Source organism: Xanthomarina sp. F2636L (assembly GCF_026410195.1).
Lineage (GTDB): Bacteria > Bacteroidota > Bacteroidia > Flavobacteriales > Flavobacteriaceae > Xanthomarina.
In genome coordinates, this window is record NZ_JAPMLM010000058.1 from 151,053 (window position 1) to 169,001 (window position 17,949).

General features: G+C 30.9%; 19 protein-coding genes and 1 pseudogene. 13 read left to right on the plus strand and 7 right to left on the minus strand.

What is annotated here, in order from left to right; all coding sequences use genetic code 11:
* Positions 1–122: 122 nt before the first annotated feature.
* Complete coding sequence (locus tag OS191_RS04495; protein WP_267154521.1) at positions 123–320, plus strand: hypothetical protein; 198 nt, start codon at positions 123–125, stop codon at positions 318–320.
* Between the two features lie 28 nt (positions 321–348).
* On the opposite strand, the gene OS191_RS04500 is transcribed toward OS191_RS04495, so the two are convergent.
* A complete protein-coding gene (locus OS191_RS04500; protein WP_267154522.1) occupies positions 349–1,287 on the minus strand; it encodes a LysR substrate-binding domain-containing protein in 939 nt (312 codons plus the stop codon).
* A 105-nt stretch (positions 1,288–1,392) separates the two neighbouring features.
* Between OS191_RS04500 and OS191_RS04505 the strand changes: the two genes are divergently transcribed.
* Entirely contained in the window at positions 1,393–1,872 is a 480-nt protein-coding gene (locus OS191_RS04505) for a Dps family protein (protein ID WP_267154523.1), read from the plus strand.
* Positions 1,873–1,950: 78 nt separating this feature from the next.
* On the opposite strand, the gene OS191_RS04510 is transcribed toward OS191_RS04505, so the two are convergent.
* A complete protein-coding gene (locus OS191_RS04510) occupies positions 1,951–2,376 on the minus strand; it encodes a DUF2141 domain-containing protein (protein ID WP_267154524.1) in 426 nt (141 codons plus the stop codon).
* 240 nt (positions 2,377–2,616) lie between these two features.
* On the opposite strand from OS191_RS04510, the gene OS191_RS04515 reads away from it, so the two are divergent.
* On the plus strand, positions 2,617–3,234 hold the full coding sequence (locus tag OS191_RS04515) for a trimeric intracellular cation channel family protein (protein WP_267154525.1): 618 nt from the start codon (positions 2,617–2,619) through the stop codon (positions 3,232–3,234).
* Between the two features lie 71 nt (positions 3,235–3,305).
* Here OS191_RS04515 and OS191_RS04520 read toward each other — a convergent pair whose 3' ends face one another.
* Positions 3,306–4,028 carry a peptidylprolyl isomerase gene (locus tag OS191_RS04520; protein ID WP_267154526.1) on the minus strand — a complete coding sequence of 241 codons (723 nt, stop codon included), beginning with the start codon at positions 4,026–4,028 and terminating at the stop codon, positions 3,306–3,308.
* Positions 4,029–4,100: 72 nt separating this feature from the next.
* On the opposite strand from OS191_RS04520, the gene OS191_RS04525 reads away from it, so the two are divergent.
* Together OS191_RS04525 and OS191_RS04530 are read left to right on the plus strand one after the other, a co-directional pair.
* Positions 4,101–4,742 carry an NUDIX hydrolase gene (locus tag OS191_RS04525; RefSeq protein WP_267154527.1) on the plus strand — a complete coding sequence of 214 codons (642 nt, stop codon included), beginning with the start codon at positions 4,101–4,103 and terminating at the stop codon, positions 4,740–4,742.
* A gap of 48 nt (positions 4,743–4,790) precedes the next feature.
* Positions 4,791–5,606 (plus strand): lysophospholipid acyltransferase family protein, encoded by an 816-nt coding sequence (locus tag OS191_RS04530; protein WP_267154528.1) that lies wholly within the window; start codon positions 4,791–4,793, stop codon positions 5,604–5,606.
* Here the strand turns inward: OS191_RS04530 and OS191_RS04535 are convergent, their stop codons facing one another.
* Together OS191_RS04535 and OS191_RS04540 are read right to left on the minus strand one after the other, a co-directional pair.
* On the minus strand, positions 5,607–6,251 hold the full coding sequence (locus OS191_RS04535) for a DUF8845 family protein (RefSeq protein ID WP_267154529.1): 645 nt from the start codon (positions 6,249–6,251) through the stop codon (positions 5,607–5,609).
* 3 nt (positions 6,252–6,254) lie between these two features.
* On the minus strand, positions 6,255–6,749 hold the full coding sequence (locus OS191_RS04540; RefSeq protein WP_267154530.1) for an RNA polymerase sigma factor: 495 nt from the start codon (positions 6,747–6,749) through the stop codon (positions 6,255–6,257).
* 128 nt (positions 6,750–6,877) lie between these two features.
* On the opposite strand from OS191_RS04540, the gene OS191_RS04545 reads away from it, so the two are divergent.
* Positions 6,878–8,155, plus strand: coding sequence for an NAD(P)/FAD-dependent oxidoreductase (locus OS191_RS04545; RefSeq protein ID WP_267154531.1), 1,278 nt, complete (start codon positions 6,878–6,880; stop codon positions 8,153–8,155).
* Positions 8,156–8,221: 66 nt separating this feature from the next.
* On the opposite strand, the gene OS191_RS04550 is transcribed toward OS191_RS04545, so the two are convergent.
* The gene (locus OS191_RS04550; protein WP_267154532.1) at positions 8,222–8,890 is read right to left on the minus strand and encodes a lysoplasmalogenase; all 669 of its coding nucleotides are present in this window, start codon (positions 8,888–8,890) and stop codon (positions 8,222–8,224) included.
* A 137-nt stretch (positions 8,891–9,027) separates the two neighbouring features.
* Between OS191_RS04550 and OS191_RS04555 the strand changes: the two genes are divergently transcribed.
* From OS191_RS04555 to OS191_RS04580, 6 genes are all read left to right on the plus strand, one after another.
* Entirely contained in the window at positions 9,028–11,181 is a 2,154-nt protein-coding gene (locus tag OS191_RS04555) for a TonB-dependent receptor (RefSeq protein ID WP_267154533.1), read from the plus strand.
* A 95-nt stretch (positions 11,182–11,276) separates the two neighbouring features.
* A complete protein-coding gene (locus tag OS191_RS04560) occupies positions 11,277–12,008 on the plus strand; it encodes an energy transducer TonB (protein WP_267154534.1) in 732 nt (243 codons plus the stop codon).
* Between the two features lie 176 nt (positions 12,009–12,184).
* Positions 12,185–12,814, plus strand: coding sequence for a hypothetical protein (locus OS191_RS04565; RefSeq protein WP_267154535.1), 630 nt, complete (start codon positions 12,185–12,187; stop codon positions 12,812–12,814).
* Positions 12,815–12,822: 8 nt separating this feature from the next.
* Positions 12,823–14,160 carry a 2TM domain-containing protein gene (locus OS191_RS04570; RefSeq protein ID WP_267154536.1) on the plus strand — a complete coding sequence of 446 codons (1,338 nt, stop codon included), beginning with the start codon at positions 12,823–12,825 and terminating at the stop codon, positions 14,158–14,160.
* Positions 14,151–14,474: a 2TM domain-containing protein gene (locus OS191_RS04575; RefSeq protein ID WP_267154537.1), complete on the plus strand. Its 324-nt coding sequence runs from the start codon at positions 14,151–14,153 to the stop codon at positions 14,472–14,474. Before OS191_RS04570 ends, OS191_RS04575 begins: the two co-directional genes overlap by 10 nt.
* 58 nt (positions 14,475–14,532) lie before the next feature.
* Positions 14,533–15,297 (plus strand): LytR/AlgR family response regulator transcription factor, encoded by a 765-nt coding sequence (locus OS191_RS04580; protein ID WP_267154538.1) that lies wholly within the window; start codon positions 14,533–14,535, stop codon positions 15,295–15,297.
* Positions 15,298–15,309: 12 nt separating this feature from the next.
* Here the strand turns inward: OS191_RS04580 and OS191_RS04585 are convergent, their stop codons facing one another.
* A complete protein-coding gene (locus OS191_RS04585) occupies positions 15,310–16,485 on the minus strand; it encodes an LETM1-related biofilm-associated protein (RefSeq protein ID WP_267154539.1) in 1,176 nt (391 codons plus the stop codon).
* A gap of 151 nt (positions 16,486–16,636) precedes the next feature.
* Between OS191_RS04585 and OS191_RS04595 the strand changes: the two are divergent.
* Positions 16,637–17,881, plus strand: a pseudogene (locus OS191_RS04595) (DUF4331 family protein).
* Positions 17,882–17,949 lie beyond the last annotated feature (68 nt).

The following is a 17,949-nucleotide window of genomic DNA, read 5'->3' on the forward strand; positions in this document are numbered from 1 at the left end:
ATTGTTAAATTTTTGTTTAAATTTAAAAGCAATCCTTTTAATTGTTATATTTATAAAACTAAACTAAATATTAGCCTATTAAACAAATCTACTTTTATTAAACCCAAAACCTAAAAAATATTATGGCTAGAGCAATGTTCGAGTACACTAAAATTGTACTCAATAAAGTGAGTTTTGACGCTACGTTGTTTTGCAGAGAAGTACAAAAAGCCCTTCAACGATTATTACCTTATGAAATTGAAGAGTTAAAGGTTTATATACAATCTCTTGTACAGCAAAATCCAGACTTGAACCAATGTTTAATTTATTTAAAAGAATAAAAATTAAAGCGACCAGTTGGTCGCTTTTTTATTTTGCTAAAGGACTTATTATTTCTACATTCTGAAATTTAATAGCACCTCTAATAATACCAGAAATCACACTCTGCATGGCTTCTATAATTTGCATTTTTAGTTCACTTTTATGATATAAAATACTTACTTCCCTAGCAGGATTTGGTTCGTTAAAATAATGTAAGTTTTGCATAGCTTTTTCATTTAAATCCAGTGTATGTAAATAAGGAAGCAATGTCATTCCCAGGCCTTCATTAGATAATTTGATTAAGGTTTCTATACTACCACTCTCTAATTGAAAGCTACTGTCTGGCTGGTTTTTTAATGTTTTACAGAGGTTAATAACTCCATCTCTAAAACAATGTCCATCTTCTAAAAGCAACATGTCGTCTATCTCTAAATCTGTAGTGTTTATTTTTTGTTTGCTATGTAGCCTGTGGTGTTCTGGTATATAACCAACAAATGGTTCGTAATAAAGAACACGTTCTTTAATACTTTCAATTTCTAAAGGTGTTGCAGCAATAGCAGCATCGAGATGCCCTTCATTCAATCTAGAAATAATATCGTCTGTAGTTAGCTCTTCAATTTTAAGTTTAATTTTTGGGTACTTTTTTATGAAAGCTTTTAAGAACATGGGTAAAAGAGTAGGCATAATGGTTGGAATAATACCAAGTTTAAACTCACCTCCAATAAATCCTTTTTGTTGATCTACAATATCTTGAATCCTATAAGATTCATTTACAATATTTTTTGCTTGATTTACTATTTTCTTTCCAACTTCTGTTAATTCTATGGGTTTCTTACTTCTGTCAAAAATTAAGATATCGAGTTCATCTTCTAATTTTTGTATCTGCATACTTAAAGTGGGTTGGGTTACAAAACATTTTTGGGCAGCTTTTGTAAAGTTCTTATTTTCAGCTACTGCTAAAACATAGTATAATTGTGTAATAGTCATAAGTATCAATTTAGACTATAAAAATATAAAATCTATCAATAAAACTTATAGTAATTATTGTTAATTATCATATAAATTTGAATGAACAATAAAAAAACATAAATTATGACACTTAATAGCATAGGATTAAATCAAAATAAAACAAAAGATATAGCAAAAGACTTAAATGGTTTATTGGCTAATTTTCAGATATATTATCAAAATTTAAGAGGAATTCACTGGAACATTAAAGGAAAACGCTTTTTCGATTTACATGTAAAGTTCGAAGAATTATATACAGATGCGAACTTAAAAGTAGATGAAATTGCAGAACGTGTTTTAACTCTAGGAGAAACACCTTTACATACTTTTGAAGATTACACAAAGCTGGCGAAAGTACCCGTTGGAAAAAATATTTCACAAGATGAAAAAGCGGTACGTTTAATAGTTGACTCCCTATCTGAATTACTGAAAATTGAAAGAAACATTTTAGATAAGTCTGGAGATGTTAATGATGAAGGAACAAACTCCATGATGAGTGATTTTATTACTGAACAAGAGAAAACTGTTTGGATGATGAAAGCTTGGTTAGGAGAAACCGTATAATACCCAAAATAATTAATAGCAAATAAAAAGAGAGCAAAACTTAGTTTTGCTCTCTTTTTTATTATAATAAGTTATAGTTTATAGTCTTATTATTAATTCTAAATCGTCATTGTCTAAGTCAAATTTGGCATCTGCAAAACTTGGAGGCCCATAAAGCATTGGATTGTTAGACATGCCATAAGATTCTAAAGGCATACCTGTAGTGTCAAAATCCATTTTACCATTATCATTGGCATCATGAAACACCATGATGGCATATGTTCCAGGGGTTAAGCCTTCAAAAGTTACTTCTACTTTTCCATCCACAATGGCACTTTTCATATTGTCAATACCTTTCCCTTTCATAAAAGTATCTTCACTATGTAAGCCAATAAGCATGCTACCATCGTCGTTAAAAGCATTGTCTATTTTTACAGTAATACTATAGGTTTTTAAACTATCATCTTGAGCTTGAATAAAAGTTGTAGTTAAAAAAAATGAGAAAATTAAAGCTAGTGTTTTCATGATATAAAATGTTTTAGTTGATTAATACGCTCCAAAGATGTGTATAATTTTAAGATCAGTCTAAGTAAATACTCCGAACTGTAATTTTTTATACTTGAATTGTTGATTTCCTTATTATATGCTTTTCAGATTTTTAACATAAACCTTTTATATGGTTTACAATTGTCTTTATTTTGCTCTTTAAAGATTAATAAGTAATTGACTTATTTGTTCATTTAATAATTAAAATAGTAATTAATCATGTTTTATGCCATTGATATTTTAGGTACCGTTGCTTTTGCAATTTCTGGTGTTTTAGTTGCCTTAAACAAAAGAATGGATCCTTTTGGTATTTTAATTATAGCCTTTGTAACTGCTGTAGGAGGAGGGACTTTACGGGATCTTTTAATAGGAGATACGCCAGTAAGTTGGATGAAAAACATGACCTATGTATATGTTATTTTTGGTGCTACCGTATTTGCAGTGGTTTTTAGAAATAAGATTGATTATTTAAGAAAGTCTTTATTATTATTCGATACTATTGGAATAGGTCTATATACAGTTGTTGGAATCGAGAAAGGAATTTCTGCTGGATTAAACCCAATTATCTGCGTTTCCTTAGGAACCATGTCTGCTTGTTTTGGAGGTGTTATTAGAGACATTCTTTGTAATGAAATTCCAGTTATTTTTAGGAAAGAGATTTATGCTACAGCTTGTATTGTTGGTGGTTTTTCGTATTTTATAATTAAAAAACTACCAATAGATATCGATTTTGCTTTTGTAATTGCAGGGTTGATAGTTATTCTGGTAAGACTTTTGGCTATTCGTTTTAAAATTAGTTTGCCAAGCGTTTATAAAGATGAGACCCACAACGGCTAAGCATAAAACTAAATAAGTACCTAGGGTTGGAACATGTAGAAGTAATACTTGCTAATAATACTCTCGTGCTTCTATTCAATTATTTCTACTTTAGAAATATAAATATTGTGTAAAGGCCAGTCGCCTTCATCTGTTTTTTGCTTTGCAATTTCATCTACCACATCCATGCCTTCAATCACTTTTCCAAATATGGTATAGTCGCCATCTAAATGATGCGCGCCTCCTTCTTGTTGTACAATAAAAAACTCGAAAGGAGAAGCTAGTTTATACGGATTTTCAATATCACTACTAGGCATGCTTATAACACCTCTATCGTGTCTAAAACCACGTTTGGTATCCGTTGGTAAAAGATATCTTCCTATTTGATTGCGCTTTTTAGAGATCTTTGAATTGTCTGAATTTCCAGCCTGAATAATAAAATTATCAATTATTCTATAAAACTGCGTGCCTTCAAAATAGTTTTGTTTGGTTAAAAAAATAAAATTGGCTCTATGGAATTTGGTTTCACTGAATAATAAAATATCGATATCTCCAAAACGTGTAGTCAAACGCACTTTGTTTTCAGGGTTTTCTTTTTCGTATTCAAGAAAAAACTCCATGGCATTTTCGTCTGTTAACTTAAAAGTTTCTTCAGTTTCTGTTTTTATTTTTTTATCAACTTTATCTTTCAAAAGTGTTTGGCTTTTATTTTTTTTGTTTGATTCTTTTAAAGGGGTATTTGTTTTTTTGTCAGATTGTTTATCTTCACAATTCAATAAAATAAAACTAAATAGCACTAGAAAAATATATTTCATAAATAAATTAAGATATTTTAAAATGTTAGGTTTATGAATGATGATATTTGATTTAATATGTAATACAAACCCATGGAATTTGATAAATTTTGTAAGCTTATTTCAAAAATAGAAAATATCCCACTCCCAGCCGAACCATCTCAGTTAAAAATGTCTCCTCCTTTTAGAGAAGCTTTACAGGAAAAGCAAAAACATTTAATAAAAGATGCTAAAAAAGCTGGAGTCATGGCCTTGTTTTATCCAGACACTATAAAACAGACAAGTTTGGTTTTAATTTTGCGTAAAACATATAAAGGTGTTCATTCTGCTCAAGTTGGTTTTCCTGGAGGCAAATTAGAAATTACAGATGCTTCAATTCAAGAAGCAGCAGTAAGAGAAACCTTTGAGGAAATTGGCGTGCCACACAATTGCATTGAGGTTTTAAGACAATTAACACAAGTATATATTCCACCAAGCAATTTTTATGTGCAACCTTTTATTGGAATCTCTAGAATAACTCCTATTTTTATAAAACAAGATGAAGAAGTTGAGGATATTATAGAAATTTCTTTAACAGATTTTATTAACGATGACAATGTGGTAGCCAAAACAGTATCAACATCTTATAATGTGGATGTAGTAGTTCCTGCATTTAATTTAAATGGTCATGTGGTTTGGGGTGCAACAGCCATGATGCTCAGTGAGATAAAAGACTTGTTAAAACAAGTCATGTAAAGGTTCTGTTTTATTACCTTTGTGTTTCCTAACATTCAAAATAATTTTATGGGATTATTTAAAAGAAATCCTTTCGGACATTTACTTTTTATAAAAAAGTGGGTTATTAGAATCATTGGTTCTTTATCCCATAGAAGGTTTAGGGGTTTTAACGAACTTCAAATTGAAGGATCTGAAATAATTAAAAAATTACCAGATAATAATGTGCTTTTTATCTCTAATCATCAAACTTATTTTGCTGATGTGGTAGCTATGTTCCATGTTTTTAACGCTAGTTTAAGCAATAGAGAAGATAATATTAAAAATATAGGTTATTTATGGAATCCTAAATTGAATATCTATTATGTAGCCGCCAAGGAAACGATGAAATCTGGTTTATTGCCTAAAATATTAGCTTATGCAGGGTCTATTAGCATTGAGCGTACATGGAGATCTAAAGGAGAGGATGTGAAGAGGCAAGTAAAAATGAGTGATATTTCTAATATTAAAAAAGCTTTAGATGATGGTTGGGTAATAACCTTCCCACAAGGCACTACAACACCTTTTAAGCCTATTAGAAAAGGAACAGCTCATATTATAAAACATTACAAACCTACTGTTGTGCCTATTGTAATTGATGGCTTTAGACGTTCTTTTGATAAAAAAGGATTGCGTGTAAAAAAGAAAAATATTTTACAAAGTTTTGAAATTAAACAACCTTTAGATATTGATTATGAAAATGAAAGCATAGCAGAAATAGTTGAAAAAATAGAATATGCTATCGAACAACATCCTTCCTTTTTAAAGGTAATACCTAGAGAAGAAATTGAAGTTCAAGAAGAACTGAACAAGCTAAGAAAATGGCGTCTTGAAGACGATTATTAATTAGACTTCAAGCTTTTTAAGTTCTCTATAATTTTTGTTTAATCGTTTTAATAAAATCCCGTAAATTAGGTAATAAAATCCTAAGACAATTCCAATTAGAACAGCAAGTAATACGGCAGTTACAATAATGGTTATAGCATATAATTTTAAAACCTCGCCATTTGCTGAAGCTTTATCAACAAGGGAAATCATCTCTTTGTCTCTGTTAAATTGAATTCCCAATACCATAAAAGCTGAAACAGCTAAGTATATTAAGTTGAAGCCCACGTATTGCTTTACGGTACGTCTTGTTTTTAAGATGTTTTCCATTAAAATTTTAGCATTGTCTGTAGCTGAGATGGTTTTATAGTTCATAAAGAACTTATAGAAAAAATAAGCTAAAATAAGATAACCTAAAATCATAAATGGCAGCATGATTTTTTCTGCATGATAGGTTTCAAAACGCTTATTAAAATCGGCGTCTTTTAATGCAAACGAAATAATAATCCAGAAAACAAACTCTAAAAGACTTATTATAAAAATCCATTTAACAATTGAAGAGGATTTCTTCAAAATCATGCTGTATATATCCTTATAAGAAAGTTTTGGATATTTATTATCCCCATCTTTCTTCCAGTCTTTTTTTAATAATTCTAATTCATCCATAGTTTACGGATTTAAAATGGTTCTTAACTTAGTTTTCACTCGATTCATCTTTACTCTTGCATTCACTTCAGTAATACCTAGTGTTTCACTTATGTCTTTATAGTTTTTGTCCTCTAAATAAAGAAAAACAAGCGCTTTTTCAATATCATTTAATTGGTGTACAGCTTTGTATAAGAGTTTGAGTTGTTCTTCCTCGGTATCGTCATAAGGCTCCGATTTTATCTTGTACTGAAAATCACTAAAATCTTCTGTAACTATAGAGCGTTTGCGTTTCCTGTATAGCGTAATTGCTGTATTTAGACCAACACGATACATCCATGTACTAAATTTGGAGTCGCCTCTAAATTTAGGATAGGCTTTCCAAAGTTGTATGGTTATTTCTTGAAACAAATCATTATGTGCTTCTTGATTGTTTGTATAAATTCTACAAACTTTATGCACAATGTTCTGATTTTTCTCTAATTCTTCAACAAAGCTATGTTCTAACTCTTTATTCAAACTGGTGGTTTAGTTACACTATAAGTAGTGTTTTTTATTATTTGTTACAAAATCTCGAAACAATCTTTAAAAATAGTCTTTAAGTTGTGTTTTTAGTATCTTTGTAAGAGATATTTTTCTTCATTCTTATGAATATTCCAAAATCAAATAATCCAAGAATTGTTATTGTTGGAGGAGGTTTTGCTGGTGTTAGTTTGGTAAAACAATTTGCGAAACAAACTGTACAAGTCGTGCTTTTAGATAAGCGTAATTATCATACATTCCAACCTTTATTGTACCAAGTGTCGTCTTCAGGTTTAGAGCCAGATTCTATAGCTTATCCTTTAAGAAAAATTATTAAAAAACACAATAATATCTTTTTTCGTTTAGCCGAAGTAACCACTATTAATGCTGAAAAAAATCAAATAATTACTGATATCGGATCCCTTAATTATGATTATTTAGTAATTGCTACGGGAACCAAAACCAATTATTTTGGTAATAAAGCTATTGAAAGAAATAGCATGCCAATGAAAACGGTACCACAAGCTCTAGATATTAGAAGTTTAATCCTTCAAAACTTTGAAAGAGCCACAATTGCAAAATCAATAGAAGAGCGTGAAGCTTTTTTAAACTTTGTTATAGTTGGTGGTGGACCAACAGGCGTTGAGCTTGCTGGAGCAATTGCAGAACTTAAAAATCATATTCTTCCAAAAGACTATCACGATTTGAATGCTCGAGATATGCAAATTCATTTATTAGAAGGAGGACCTAAATTATTGCCACCAATGAGTGATCATGCTTCCAGAAAAGCTTTAGAATTTTTAAATAAATTAGGAGTTATTGTACATTGTAATACGTTTGTAAAAGATTATAATGGCTTGCTTGTTTCTACTAATACCGATTTAATTTTAGAGTCCGAAACCTTAATTTGGGCAGCTGGAGTTACTGGAAATCCCATACAAGGTTTGTTGGAAAAAGCGCTTGTGGAAAAAGCAAATAGATACCGTGTAAATAGGTACAATCAAGTGGAAGGTTATACGAATGTTTTTGCTCTTGGAGATATTGCTTTAATGGAAACGGAAAGCTATCCAAAAGGGCATCCTCAAGTAGCGCAACCTGCTATTCAACAAGGTAAATTATTGGGTAAAAATCTGATAAAACTTATAGAAGGAAAGCCGTTAAAAAAGTTTGTATATAAAGACAAAGGCTCTATGGCCACCATAGGAAGAAATAAAGCTGTGGTGGATCTAAAAGCCTCTAAGTTTTCTGGATTTTTTGCTTGGTTTATTTGGATGTTTGTACACCTCATGTCTTTGGTTGGATTTAGAAATAGAATAGTGGTTTTGTTTAATTGGGTTTATAATTATATCAATTTCGACAAAGCAGCTAGATTAATCATTAGGCCTTTCAAGAAGTTGAATTAATTATTTAAAATTTTGCAAGGTAATTATCTGATTAATAAAAGTAATAAGACATAGTATAGATAAAACCTATCGTTGTCTTAAGAGTCCGAAAACGATAAATAGTTGTGCAAGAGCATAAGTAAACATAATACTAAAATTTCTAAATGGCAAAGGTTGGTAGAATTTGTTTAAAGCTAAAATGCTATCAGAAATCATAAATAATATTGCTCCAATAAACACAAAAACATAGTTGTTTTTAACTACTTGGTCTTGTCTTAAAAATGCAGTTGTTGCCATACTTAAAATTACCAGCATATATAAAACTACCGGTATTAGCATGCCTCCCAAACCATCTTGTAATAGATAAAATAAAAGCGCTCCGTAAGCTAACATCAAACCAATAAAAAAGCCACCATTTTTAGACGGATTCCTTTCTTTTAAAAATACTAATATATAAAAAACATGTGCTGTTAGAAAAGCGACTAAACCTCCTATAAAAAAGTTTCCAGACTGTGGTACAAACATGAGTAAAATATCACCTAGTAATGAGAAAACTAAAGCTAAAAGTATCATCATTCTGATTCTTTTTTCCATGCCAAAACTTTGTTTCCAGAAAAAGAATATTAATGAAATTAGTAAAGCCGGTTTGGCTAAATAATTTAGATTAGAAATACTTTCAAAACTTGAGGTTGCAATTTCTAAAGCAAGAAGTATAACAAATAGAAATGAAAAAGATTTTTCGGTTTTTGTTAGCATAGGTTGGTAGATGAAATCAAATATATTCAATTCATCATACAATTTTTACATTTCGGTCATTTTTAGTTTCAGTTCTTTTGGTTTCTGATGAGTTTTGACCTATCAATCTAAAAAAACAAACAACAAAACCAACAGGAATGAAACCAATACTCTTAATCTTTTTCTTTTTTACTGCCTTTTCTGTTACATCACAAACTACTATTAGTGGAAAGGTGATGGATAGTAAAAACCAACCCATAGAAGGCGCCAATGTGTATTTAGAAGGTACTTATGATGGAAGTACGACAGATGAGAATGGTTTTTTTTCATTCAAAACCAATAATGTAGGGATTCAAACCTTGAAAGTTTCCTTTATATCCTTCGAAACTTATTTACTAACAAAAGATGTTTCAGTATTTAGTGATATACAAATTATATTACGAGATGATGTGAATGCTTTAGATACGGTTGTTATTTCTGCAGGAACTTTTTCTGCAGGAGATAATAGCAAGATTTCTGTTTTAAAACCATTAGACGTCGTTACAACGGCTAGTGCTATGGGAGATTTTGTTGGAGCGCTGCAAACACTTCCTGGAACAACAACGGTTGCCGAAGATGGACGCTTATTTGTGCGAGGAGGAGAAGCCGAGGAAACCCAAATTTTTATCGATGGTATTCGTGTATTTACACCTTATGCACCTACTGCAAACAACACGCCAACCAGAGGAAGATATTCGCCATTTTTGTTCGATGGCATTACTTTTTCTACAGGAGGTTACTCGGCAGAGTATGGCCAAGCTTTATCATCTGTTTTATTATTAAATACCATTGAAGAGCCAGATCAAGAAAAATCAGATATTGGTATTATGAGTGTTGGCGCAAGTTTAGGGCATACCGAAAAATGGAAAACAAGTTCTTTAAGTGTGAATGGAGCCTATATTAATTTAGCCCCTTATATGTCTTTGTTTTCAGATAGAAATGATTGGATAGAACCATATCAAGGAGGTTCAGGGGAGGCCGTTTTTAGAAAAAAATTCAATAACGGCTTATTGAAATTATACTCTGCATTCGAGTTTAGTAATTTTGAATTGATTCAAGAAGATATTAATTTTCCTGAAGGTGTTTACAACAAACTCAATAACAGAAACCTGTATTTTAATGGCTCATACAAAGGGATTCTTGGTGATAATTGGACTGTTTTTACAGGTTTGAGTTATACTAACAATAACTCTAAAATAGATGTTGTTGAAGACAATATTAAAGACACAGAAAACTCTTATCATGCTAAATTTAAATTAAATCATCGGTTTAATAATAGGTTTAAATTGAATTTTGGTGCAGAGTATTTTGCAACCAATTTTAATGAAGATTATGATAACCCAATGATTAATGAATTGTCTTACGGATTCAACAATAATATTTCTGCAGCTTTTACTGAAGCTGATGTGTTTTTTTCAAAAAACTTAGCTTTTAAAGCAGGTTTAAGAACAGAATATAGCGAGTTGTTTAAGCAGTTTACGCTATCTCCAAGAATTTCATTGGCTTATAAAACATCAGCTAAAAGTCAGGTTTCTTTAGCTTATGGAAACTTCTATCAAAATCCGAACAATAACATTTTAAAATTTAAACAGGATTTAAATGCCCAAAAAACCACCCATTATATTTTAAATTATCAGTTAAATAATAATGGCAAGATCTTAAGGGCAGAAGCCTATTATAAAAATTACGACGCTTTAATAAAATACGATACGGAATATGCTTCTTTCTCTAGTAACTACAACAATTCCGGTACAGCTTATGCCACGGGAATCGATTTGTTTTGGAGGGATAATGTAACTGTTAAAAACCTTGATTATTGGATTAGTTATGGTTTTTTGGATAGCGAAAGAGATTATGAAAATTACCCAATTAAAGCAACTCCAAATTTTGTAAACACACATAATTTATCGGTTGTAACAAAATATTGGATTGAGAATTGGAAAAGCCAAATTGGTATGAGTTACGCATTTGCATCTGGAAGAACTTATACCAATCCCAATACTGTAGGATTTTTAAACCAAAAAACAAAATCTTATAACAGTTTGAGTTTAAATTGGGCCTATTTAATTTCCCAACAAAAAATACTCTATTTGTCTGTAAACAACGTTTTGGGAATAAAAAACATCAATGGTTATCAATATGCAGATGTTCCAGATAGTCATGGAAATTATGCAAGTAGAGCTCTTAGACCAGCAGCAGATCAGTTCTTTTTTGTAGGATTCTTTTGGACAATAAGTGAGAAAGGAACCGATAATCAATTGGATAAATTATAAAATATTCCTTCGCTTTTTGGCTGAATCAAATATGACGAATATCATAGTAATATGATTGTTAGTGTCTTAACTTTAAGAAGCTAAATCTTATTGTCATGAAACCAAAAAAAAATCCAAATGTAGAAGTTGGTAGAAATAGTGGAATTTATTTCGCTATAGGCCTAAATGTCATGTTGCTTTTTGCTTATCTTTCCATGGAGCATAAAACCTTTGAAACTTCTGATGTTACTCTGGAAGAACTCCAATTAGTGGAAGAATTTGAAGAAGATATTCCTATAACCGAATTAAACGCGCCACCACCACCTCCGCCACCTCCAGTTCTTGCAGAACCAGAAACTATTACGGTTGTTGAAGATGCTCAAGATATTGAAGAAACAGTATTGGAAAGTACGGAAACCAGTCAGGAAGAAAAAATTGATGAGCCCGTAGTTGAAGTGCAAGATGTTCAAGTGGAAGAAGTTGAAGAAGATGTTTCTGTACCATTTTCAGTGGTAGAAAAGGTCCCCATCTACCCAGGATGTATTGGGGCTACAAATAAAGAATTAAAAGACTGTTTCAGTAAAAAAATAAACGATCATATTATTAAAAACTTTAAATATCCACAAACAGCTTTAGATTTAGGAATTTATGGACGAGTTATCGTACTTTTTATAGTAGATAAAAATGGAAATGTGACCAATATAAAATCTCGTGGACCGGACAAAATGCTAGAGCAGGAAGCCGAACGTATTATTGGCTTGCTACCAACTATGAAGCCGGGCTTACAACGTGGAAATCCCGTTTCTGTACCTTATAGTATTCCAATTAATTTTAAGATTCAAAATTAAAAGAATCCTTTTTTTTATTAACTCTTTCAAGTATTTTAAAAACACTTTCTAAGTTTTTCAGAAGGTGTTTTTTTGTTTTTTTACAATTCAGAAATAAAATATAACAGTTCGGCGTAACTCTTTTTATTTGTTGAAACATTAGTAAGATATTTGTTTCAACATAAAAAGTAATAACCATGACACACTTAAAACATTTTACTCTCTTAATAACAATTTTGTTGTCAGCAAACATACAATCTCAAGCCAATTACGAAAAGGGCATGGAGAAAGCCTTTGATTTATGGGAGACAAATCCCATAGAAGCGTCACAATTATTTGAACGTATTGCATCTGCAGAGCCAGATAATTGGTTGCCCCCTTATTATGCTGCAGAAACATTGATATTAGATGGTTTTACAAAATTAAACGATAAACAAACTTTAGAAACACAATTAAATTTAGCTCAAAATTTTTTAAATGATGCGACTGCTATTTCAAAGAATAATCCTGAAATAATGGTTATGCAAGCTTTATTATATACGGTTTATGTAGCAAGCGATGGGGCTACTTATGGTATGACATTATCTGGGAAAATCATGGCTCTGTATAATCAAGCTGAAGTTTTAGAGCCAAACAATCCACGAGTGGTATTAAATAAAGCTGATTGGGAAATAGGTGGAGCACGATATTTTGGCCGGGATACTAAGCCATTTTGTAAAGATGTAGAAAGAGCCTTAGAACTTTTTGCTACCTTTAAACCAGAATCTAAATTTGCACCATCCTGGGGAAAAGAAAGAGCTGAAGAAATTTTAAAAGATTGTAAATAATAATACTCATGAGTAGTAACACTAAAAATATTTTAATAACCTTTGGTATAGGCTGTATAGTCTTTGTAATTGGTAATGCAATTTTTAACGGTTTTGAATTTGAAAGTGTTAATGAGTTATTAATCCATTTTTCATTCTATCAGCTATATGCATTTGTTTTAGGATACTCTAATATGTATTTTTTTGGTTATCTAGAAAAATATCCATGGAAAGAAAATGATAGTATAAAAAGAATTATTTTTGGTATTGTAGGCTCTGTTGTTATTACTCTTATTGGACTATTTTTATTAAGAATGTTAACAGCCATGTTTTATAATGGCCTATCGATTGAAGTTTTTATAGCTAACGAATCTTATAGAAATTACACCTTTGGATTATGGATTACTTTGTCAATAGTAATTACATTTCATGCGGTATATTTCTTCAAAAAGAACCAAGAAAAAAAGGTCAAAGAATCTCAAATTGTTGCACAAACTCAAACGGCTAAATTTGATGCTTTAAAAAACCAGTTAGATCCTCATTTTCTATTTAATAGTTTAAATGTTTTAACTAGCCTCATTGAAGAAAACCCAGATAAGGCACAGGATTTTACAACGTCATTATCTAAAATATACAGGTATGTTTTGGAACAAAAAAATAAGGATTTAGTATCTGTAGACGAAGAACTTAAATTTGCTAAAACTTACATGTCTTTATTAAAAATGCGATTTGAAGATAGTATTGTTTTCGATATTCCAGAACAAGCATCTGACCCAGACAGTAAAGTGGTTCCGTTATCACTTCAGTTATTATTAGAGAATGCTGTCAAACACAATATGGTTACAGAAAAGAACCCGTTGCATATAAAAATTTATGAAAACGACGGACTTTTAATAGTACAAAACAATTTACAAATTAAACAAATAGTAAAAAAGAGTAGTGGCGTAGGGTTGAGTAATATCATGCAACGCTACGATTTATTAACCAAACGAAAAGTCATCATCAATCAACAAGCAGATAGTTTTGCAGTTGCAATTCCTATGCTTACTAAACAAATTACCATTATGGAAACAAAATCAGATCACAACAGAGAAGACGCTTATTACAGAGCAAAAAAACAAGTAGAAGAAATAAAAGGCTTTTATGGGAATTTACTTTCTTATTGTATTGTTATTCCTTTTTTAGCATTTTTAAATTACCAAACATCATGGAGTTTCCAATGGTTTTGGTTCCCCATGTTAGGCTGGGGAATGGGCTTAATCTTTCATGGGTTTACCGTATTTGGGTATGGTAAATCTTGGGAACAAAGAAAAATTCAAGAGATTTTAGAGAAAGAAGATGAGTTTAAACAAAATAAATGGAAATAATTATGGAACGAGATTTTTCTGAACTAGAACGTTTAGAACGTGCTAGAAAACGGGTAAAAAAAATTAAAGGATTTTACTCACATTTATTGGTATATGTAGTAATAAACCTAATGCTTGTTGTTATTAATGTTCAAGATTTAGAGCCAGGTGAAAGTTATTTTCAGTATAAAAATTTCTTTACTTTATTTTTCTGGGGAATTGGTCTAGCAATTCATGGGCTTAGTGTCTTTTTACCAGATTATATTTTAGGGAAAAACTGGGAAGAACGCAAAATTAATGAACTGATGAAACAGGATAAAAAACACTGGGAATAACTTTTTTTATATTAAAATTAATACCAATAAATAATTATATCAACCAACCACTAAATATATGAAAGTAATAATTATTGAAGACGAAAAACCCTCAGCAAGACGTTTACAACGTATGCTGGATAAAATTGGAATTCAAATTGAAACCATGTTACATTCTGTTGAAGAATCTGTAACCTGGTTCCAGGGAAATAAACATCCAGATTTAATATTTTTAGACATTCAATTGAGTGATGGTTTGTCGTTTGAAATTTTCGACTTGGTTGAGGTTAAATCTTCAATTATTTTCACCACAGCTTATGATGAATATGCACTTCAAGCCTTTAAATTAAATAGTATCGATTACCTGTTAAAGCCAATAGATACTGAAGAAATGAAACAGGCAATAAATAAGTTTACTTCTAGCCGGAAGATCAAACAATCTATAACTTTAAATTTCGACGAGATTAAAAAGATGTTGGTGAATCCAACAAAAGTTGAAGAAAAAGAATATAAAAAGCGTTTTTCCATTAAAGTAGGACAGCATTTAAAGCTTATTTCAATCGAGGAGATAGAATGTATTTACAGCGAAAACAAAGGCACTTACCTTTATACAAACGAAGGAAGAAACTATTTAATAGATTTAACTTTAGAGCAATTGGAGGAGGAGTTGCAACCAGAAGTATTTTTTAGGGTAAATAGAACATTCTATGTGAATATAAATGCTATAAAAGATATGGTTAGCTATACCAATTCACGTTTGCAAATTAAACTGCAATCTTATAAAGAACAAGATATTATTGTTGCTAGAGAACGTGTTAAAGAATTTAAGCAATGGTTAGAATAAAGTTTTAAGTTGTTATTCTTCAATTCTATTATCATCAAAAGAAGAGGGTAATAATTTTGGTATAAATTTAATAACCAATGGTAATAGTAAAGCGCCACCAGGAAGCATAAAAATAGCTAAACTTGGTATGGATTTAAAAATATCTAATAACTGTGCTTGAACTTTTTTATGTTCTTCTTCGCTTAAATCTCTAACGGTCGATTTAGATAATAATACCATAAGTTCCTTACTTTCTAAAAGCTCTTTCTGTAAACGTTTGCTATTTCTAGAAATAAGCTTACTTACCATTTTACTCGAGTTGGAATAAAAGGTTTTTACAATATTTTGAGAACTTAATAGCGCAATTTTATCTTTGTTGTTATTATAAAAGGTTTCAATAAACTGTATAGAATTGTCAATGCGTTGTTGTTCTAGGTTTAGTTTCTTACCAAGTTTTAGAAGTAAGGTTTTTTCACTTTTGTCTATATTTAAATCTCCCCAAGTTGCCATACTGGCAATATCCATAATATAATATTTTTCTAAATCGGTATTAATAAACTCTAATGCTTCTTGATAGGTAAGCGTTTTATGAGATTTATACCTTATAGACTGTTCCACTAGCTTTATCAAGCTTCTATCGTATTCTGACTTCTTGTTTTTAGAATTTAAAACTTCACTTACTATACTTTCAATAGCAGATTCAAGATGTTGAATGTGTTTCTCGGAAATTTCTTGAGTTTGTAAAAATGCTTTATAAGCTAAAATATCGGTAAAAAGTAATGCGTTTGTAATAAAATAATTGAAGCTTCTATCAATTAGGTTATCATCAATTTGAATGCGTTTATGAATAATTTTCTCTAATAAGGAAGCTGTTTTCTTTTCACCTAATAATTCGGAAAAAACAGATGTGGAATAAGCGTTTATTTCAGAATAAAAATTAATAACACTTTCAACAAAATTAGAATCTGAAGTTTTATTTTCTTCAAAAATAAAGTTTAGAGCAAGCAAGAAGTTCACTTTACAGATTTCTTCTTCAGTCAATCCGGGATAATTAAAATAGTCTTTTACAACCTTAATATTGCTTCCATAAATAAAACCACTTTCCCTTAAGCTATCATAAAAGCTGTTATAGTCTGTGTTTATCCAAATAGGAACACTGTCTATTTCGTTTAATAATTTCTTTATCCAGCCACTAGCTGATGGATTCATGATTAAAAATATTTCTTAGATGTAAAGATAATTTTTTTATATCGAATATGAACTAAATAAATAAGATGTAAAAAAAATATAAAACCGACTTGTTCTTTTTTTCGTAGGTATGCTTGAGAAACAATTATTAATTAACAAAAAACTTACTATTATGAAAAAAATGAAAGCATTATTTGGAATTGGCGCTGTTGCAGTAGCTGGTTTCTTTATGGTAGCAGCAGATCATATCGATGCTCCTGCAGTACAAGGTGGTACAAGTGATATCACAGATTTTTATGCCTTTCAAGGCCAAAATACAGACAACGTTGTGTTTGTAGCAAATGTTCAAGGGCTCTTAAGTCCAACAGCAACTGCTGACGCAACCTTTGATGAAAATGTATTGATTGAATTTAATATAGACACAACAGGTGACTATGTTGAAAATTTAGTTATTCAAGCCATTCCAAGAGATGGTAAAATGTACTTTTTTGGACCAACAAATCCTACAAATGTTGGATTAAATAGCTCCATTGAAACAGCTGGAGCAAAATCTATGGTAGATATTACACCTTATGGGTCTCAAGCAATTTCTAAAACAAGTAATGGATTGAAAATTTTTGCAGGACCAAGAGATGATCCTTTCTTTATGGATTTTGCTCAATATGGCGAAATTCTTGCCGGAAATGCAACAGGATTTAATAATCCAGGCTCAGATACATTTGCAGGAACAAATGTGATGTCTATTGTTGTGGAAGTACCAAAAACCATGTTGGGTGGTTCTGGAACAATAAATACTTGGGTAGAATCTAAGAGAAAACAATAATAACCTTAAAACACTAGAATTATGAAAACTTTACTAAATATAAAAAACATCGTTGCGGTCTTATTAATTTCAGGACTGGCCTTCAATTGTTCGAACGACGACGATATGAATTCAGCAAGTCCAATGCCATCAGAACCTGATTTTTCAGGAATCTATGCGCAACAAGATCAAATCGGAAGACCAGCAGTAAATACTGTTTTTGTGTCTCCTTCAGGAAAAGACATGTTTAATGTAACACCTCCTTCGCAACAAAACGCAGCGTTTCAAAGCATGTTTCAAACTAATTTAATGGCTTTAAGTCCAGCTTACGCTAATCCAGGAGATACAAATGCACTTGGACTAGATGCTGCAACTTTTACAGGTTTACTGGCCACAGATGTATTAAACCTGTCTTTAGATGGAACAACTACTTTTTATGATGGAACAAATGTGTTAACAGGTCGTGCTTTAGCAGACGATGTGATTACCGTGGAATTATTATTAATTTTTGGAGGTGAAGATTTTTCTGAAAATCCAAATTTATCTAACGATAATGTTGATGCAAACGATAAACCTTTTTCTGCCTCATTCCCTTACTTAGCTTCGGCTTGGTAATATTCTAATGGTCATTAGAGGATGGCTTTCATTCTCTAATGATTTTTTCTTAAAACAACAAAAACAAC

Bases quoted from the DNA above. Each gene is read 5' to 3' on its own strand.
- OS191_RS04580 (WP_267154538.1), top strand. From the start codon at position 14,533: ATGAAAGTAATAATTATTGAAGACGAAAAACCCTCAGCAAGACGTTTA.
- OS191_RS04585 (WP_267154539.1), bottom strand. From the start codon at position 16,485: ATGAATCCATCAGCTAGTGGCTGGATAAAGAAATTATTAAACGAAATA.
- OS191_RS04500 (WP_267154522.1), bottom strand. From the start codon at position 1,287: ATGACTATTACACAATTATACTATGTTTTAGCAGTAGCTGAAAATAAG.
- OS191_RS04555 (WP_267154533.1), top strand. From the start codon at position 9,028: ATGAAACCAATACTCTTAATCTTTTTCTTTTTTACTGCCTTTTCTGTT.
- OS191_RS04525 (WP_267154527.1), top strand. From the start codon at position 4,101: ATGGAATTTGATAAATTTTGTAAGCTTATTTCAAAAATAGAAAATATC.
- OS191_RS04550 (WP_267154532.1), bottom strand. From the start codon at position 8,890: ATGCTAACAAAAACCGAAAAATCTTTTTCATTTCTATTTGTTATACTT.
- OS191_RS04535 (WP_267154529.1), bottom strand. From the start codon at position 6,251: ATGGATGAATTAGAATTATTAAAAAAAGACTGGAAGAAAGATGGGGAT.
- OS191_RS04570 (WP_267154536.1), top strand. From the start codon at position 12,823: ATGAGTAGTAACACTAAAAATATTTTAATAACCTTTGGTATAGGCTGT.
- OS191_RS04530 (WP_267154528.1), top strand. From the start codon at position 4,791: ATGGGATTATTTAAAAGAAATCCTTTCGGACATTTACTTTTTATAAAA.
- OS191_RS04545 (WP_267154531.1), top strand. From the start codon at position 6,878: ATGAATATTCCAAAATCAAATAATCCAAGAATTGTTATTGTTGGAGGA.
- OS191_RS04505 (WP_267154523.1), top strand. From the start codon at position 1,393: ATGACACTTAATAGCATAGGATTAAATCAAAATAAAACAAAAGATATA.
- OS191_RS04575 (WP_267154537.1), top strand. From the start codon at position 14,151: ATGGAAATAATTATGGAACGAGATTTTTCTGAACTAGAACGTTTAGAA.
- OS191_RS04510 (WP_267154524.1), bottom strand. From the start codon at position 2,376: ATGAAAACACTAGCTTTAATTTTCTCATTTTTTTTAACTACAACTTTT.
- OS191_RS04560 (WP_267154534.1), top strand. From the start codon at position 11,277: ATGAAACCAAAAAAAAATCCAAATGTAGAAGTTGGTAGAAATAGTGGA.
- OS191_RS04495 (WP_267154521.1), top strand. From the start codon at position 123: ATGGCTAGAGCAATGTTCGAGTACACTAAAATTGTACTCAATAAAGTG.
- OS191_RS04515 (WP_267154525.1), top strand. From the start codon at position 2,617: ATGTTTTATGCCATTGATATTTTAGGTACCGTTGCTTTTGCAATTTCT.
- OS191_RS04565 (WP_267154535.1), top strand. From the start codon at position 12,185: ATGACACACTTAAAACATTTTACTCTCTTAATAACAATTTTGTTGTCA.
- OS191_RS04520 (WP_267154526.1), bottom strand. From the start codon at position 4,028: ATGAAATATATTTTTCTAGTGCTATTTAGTTTTATTTTATTGAATTGT.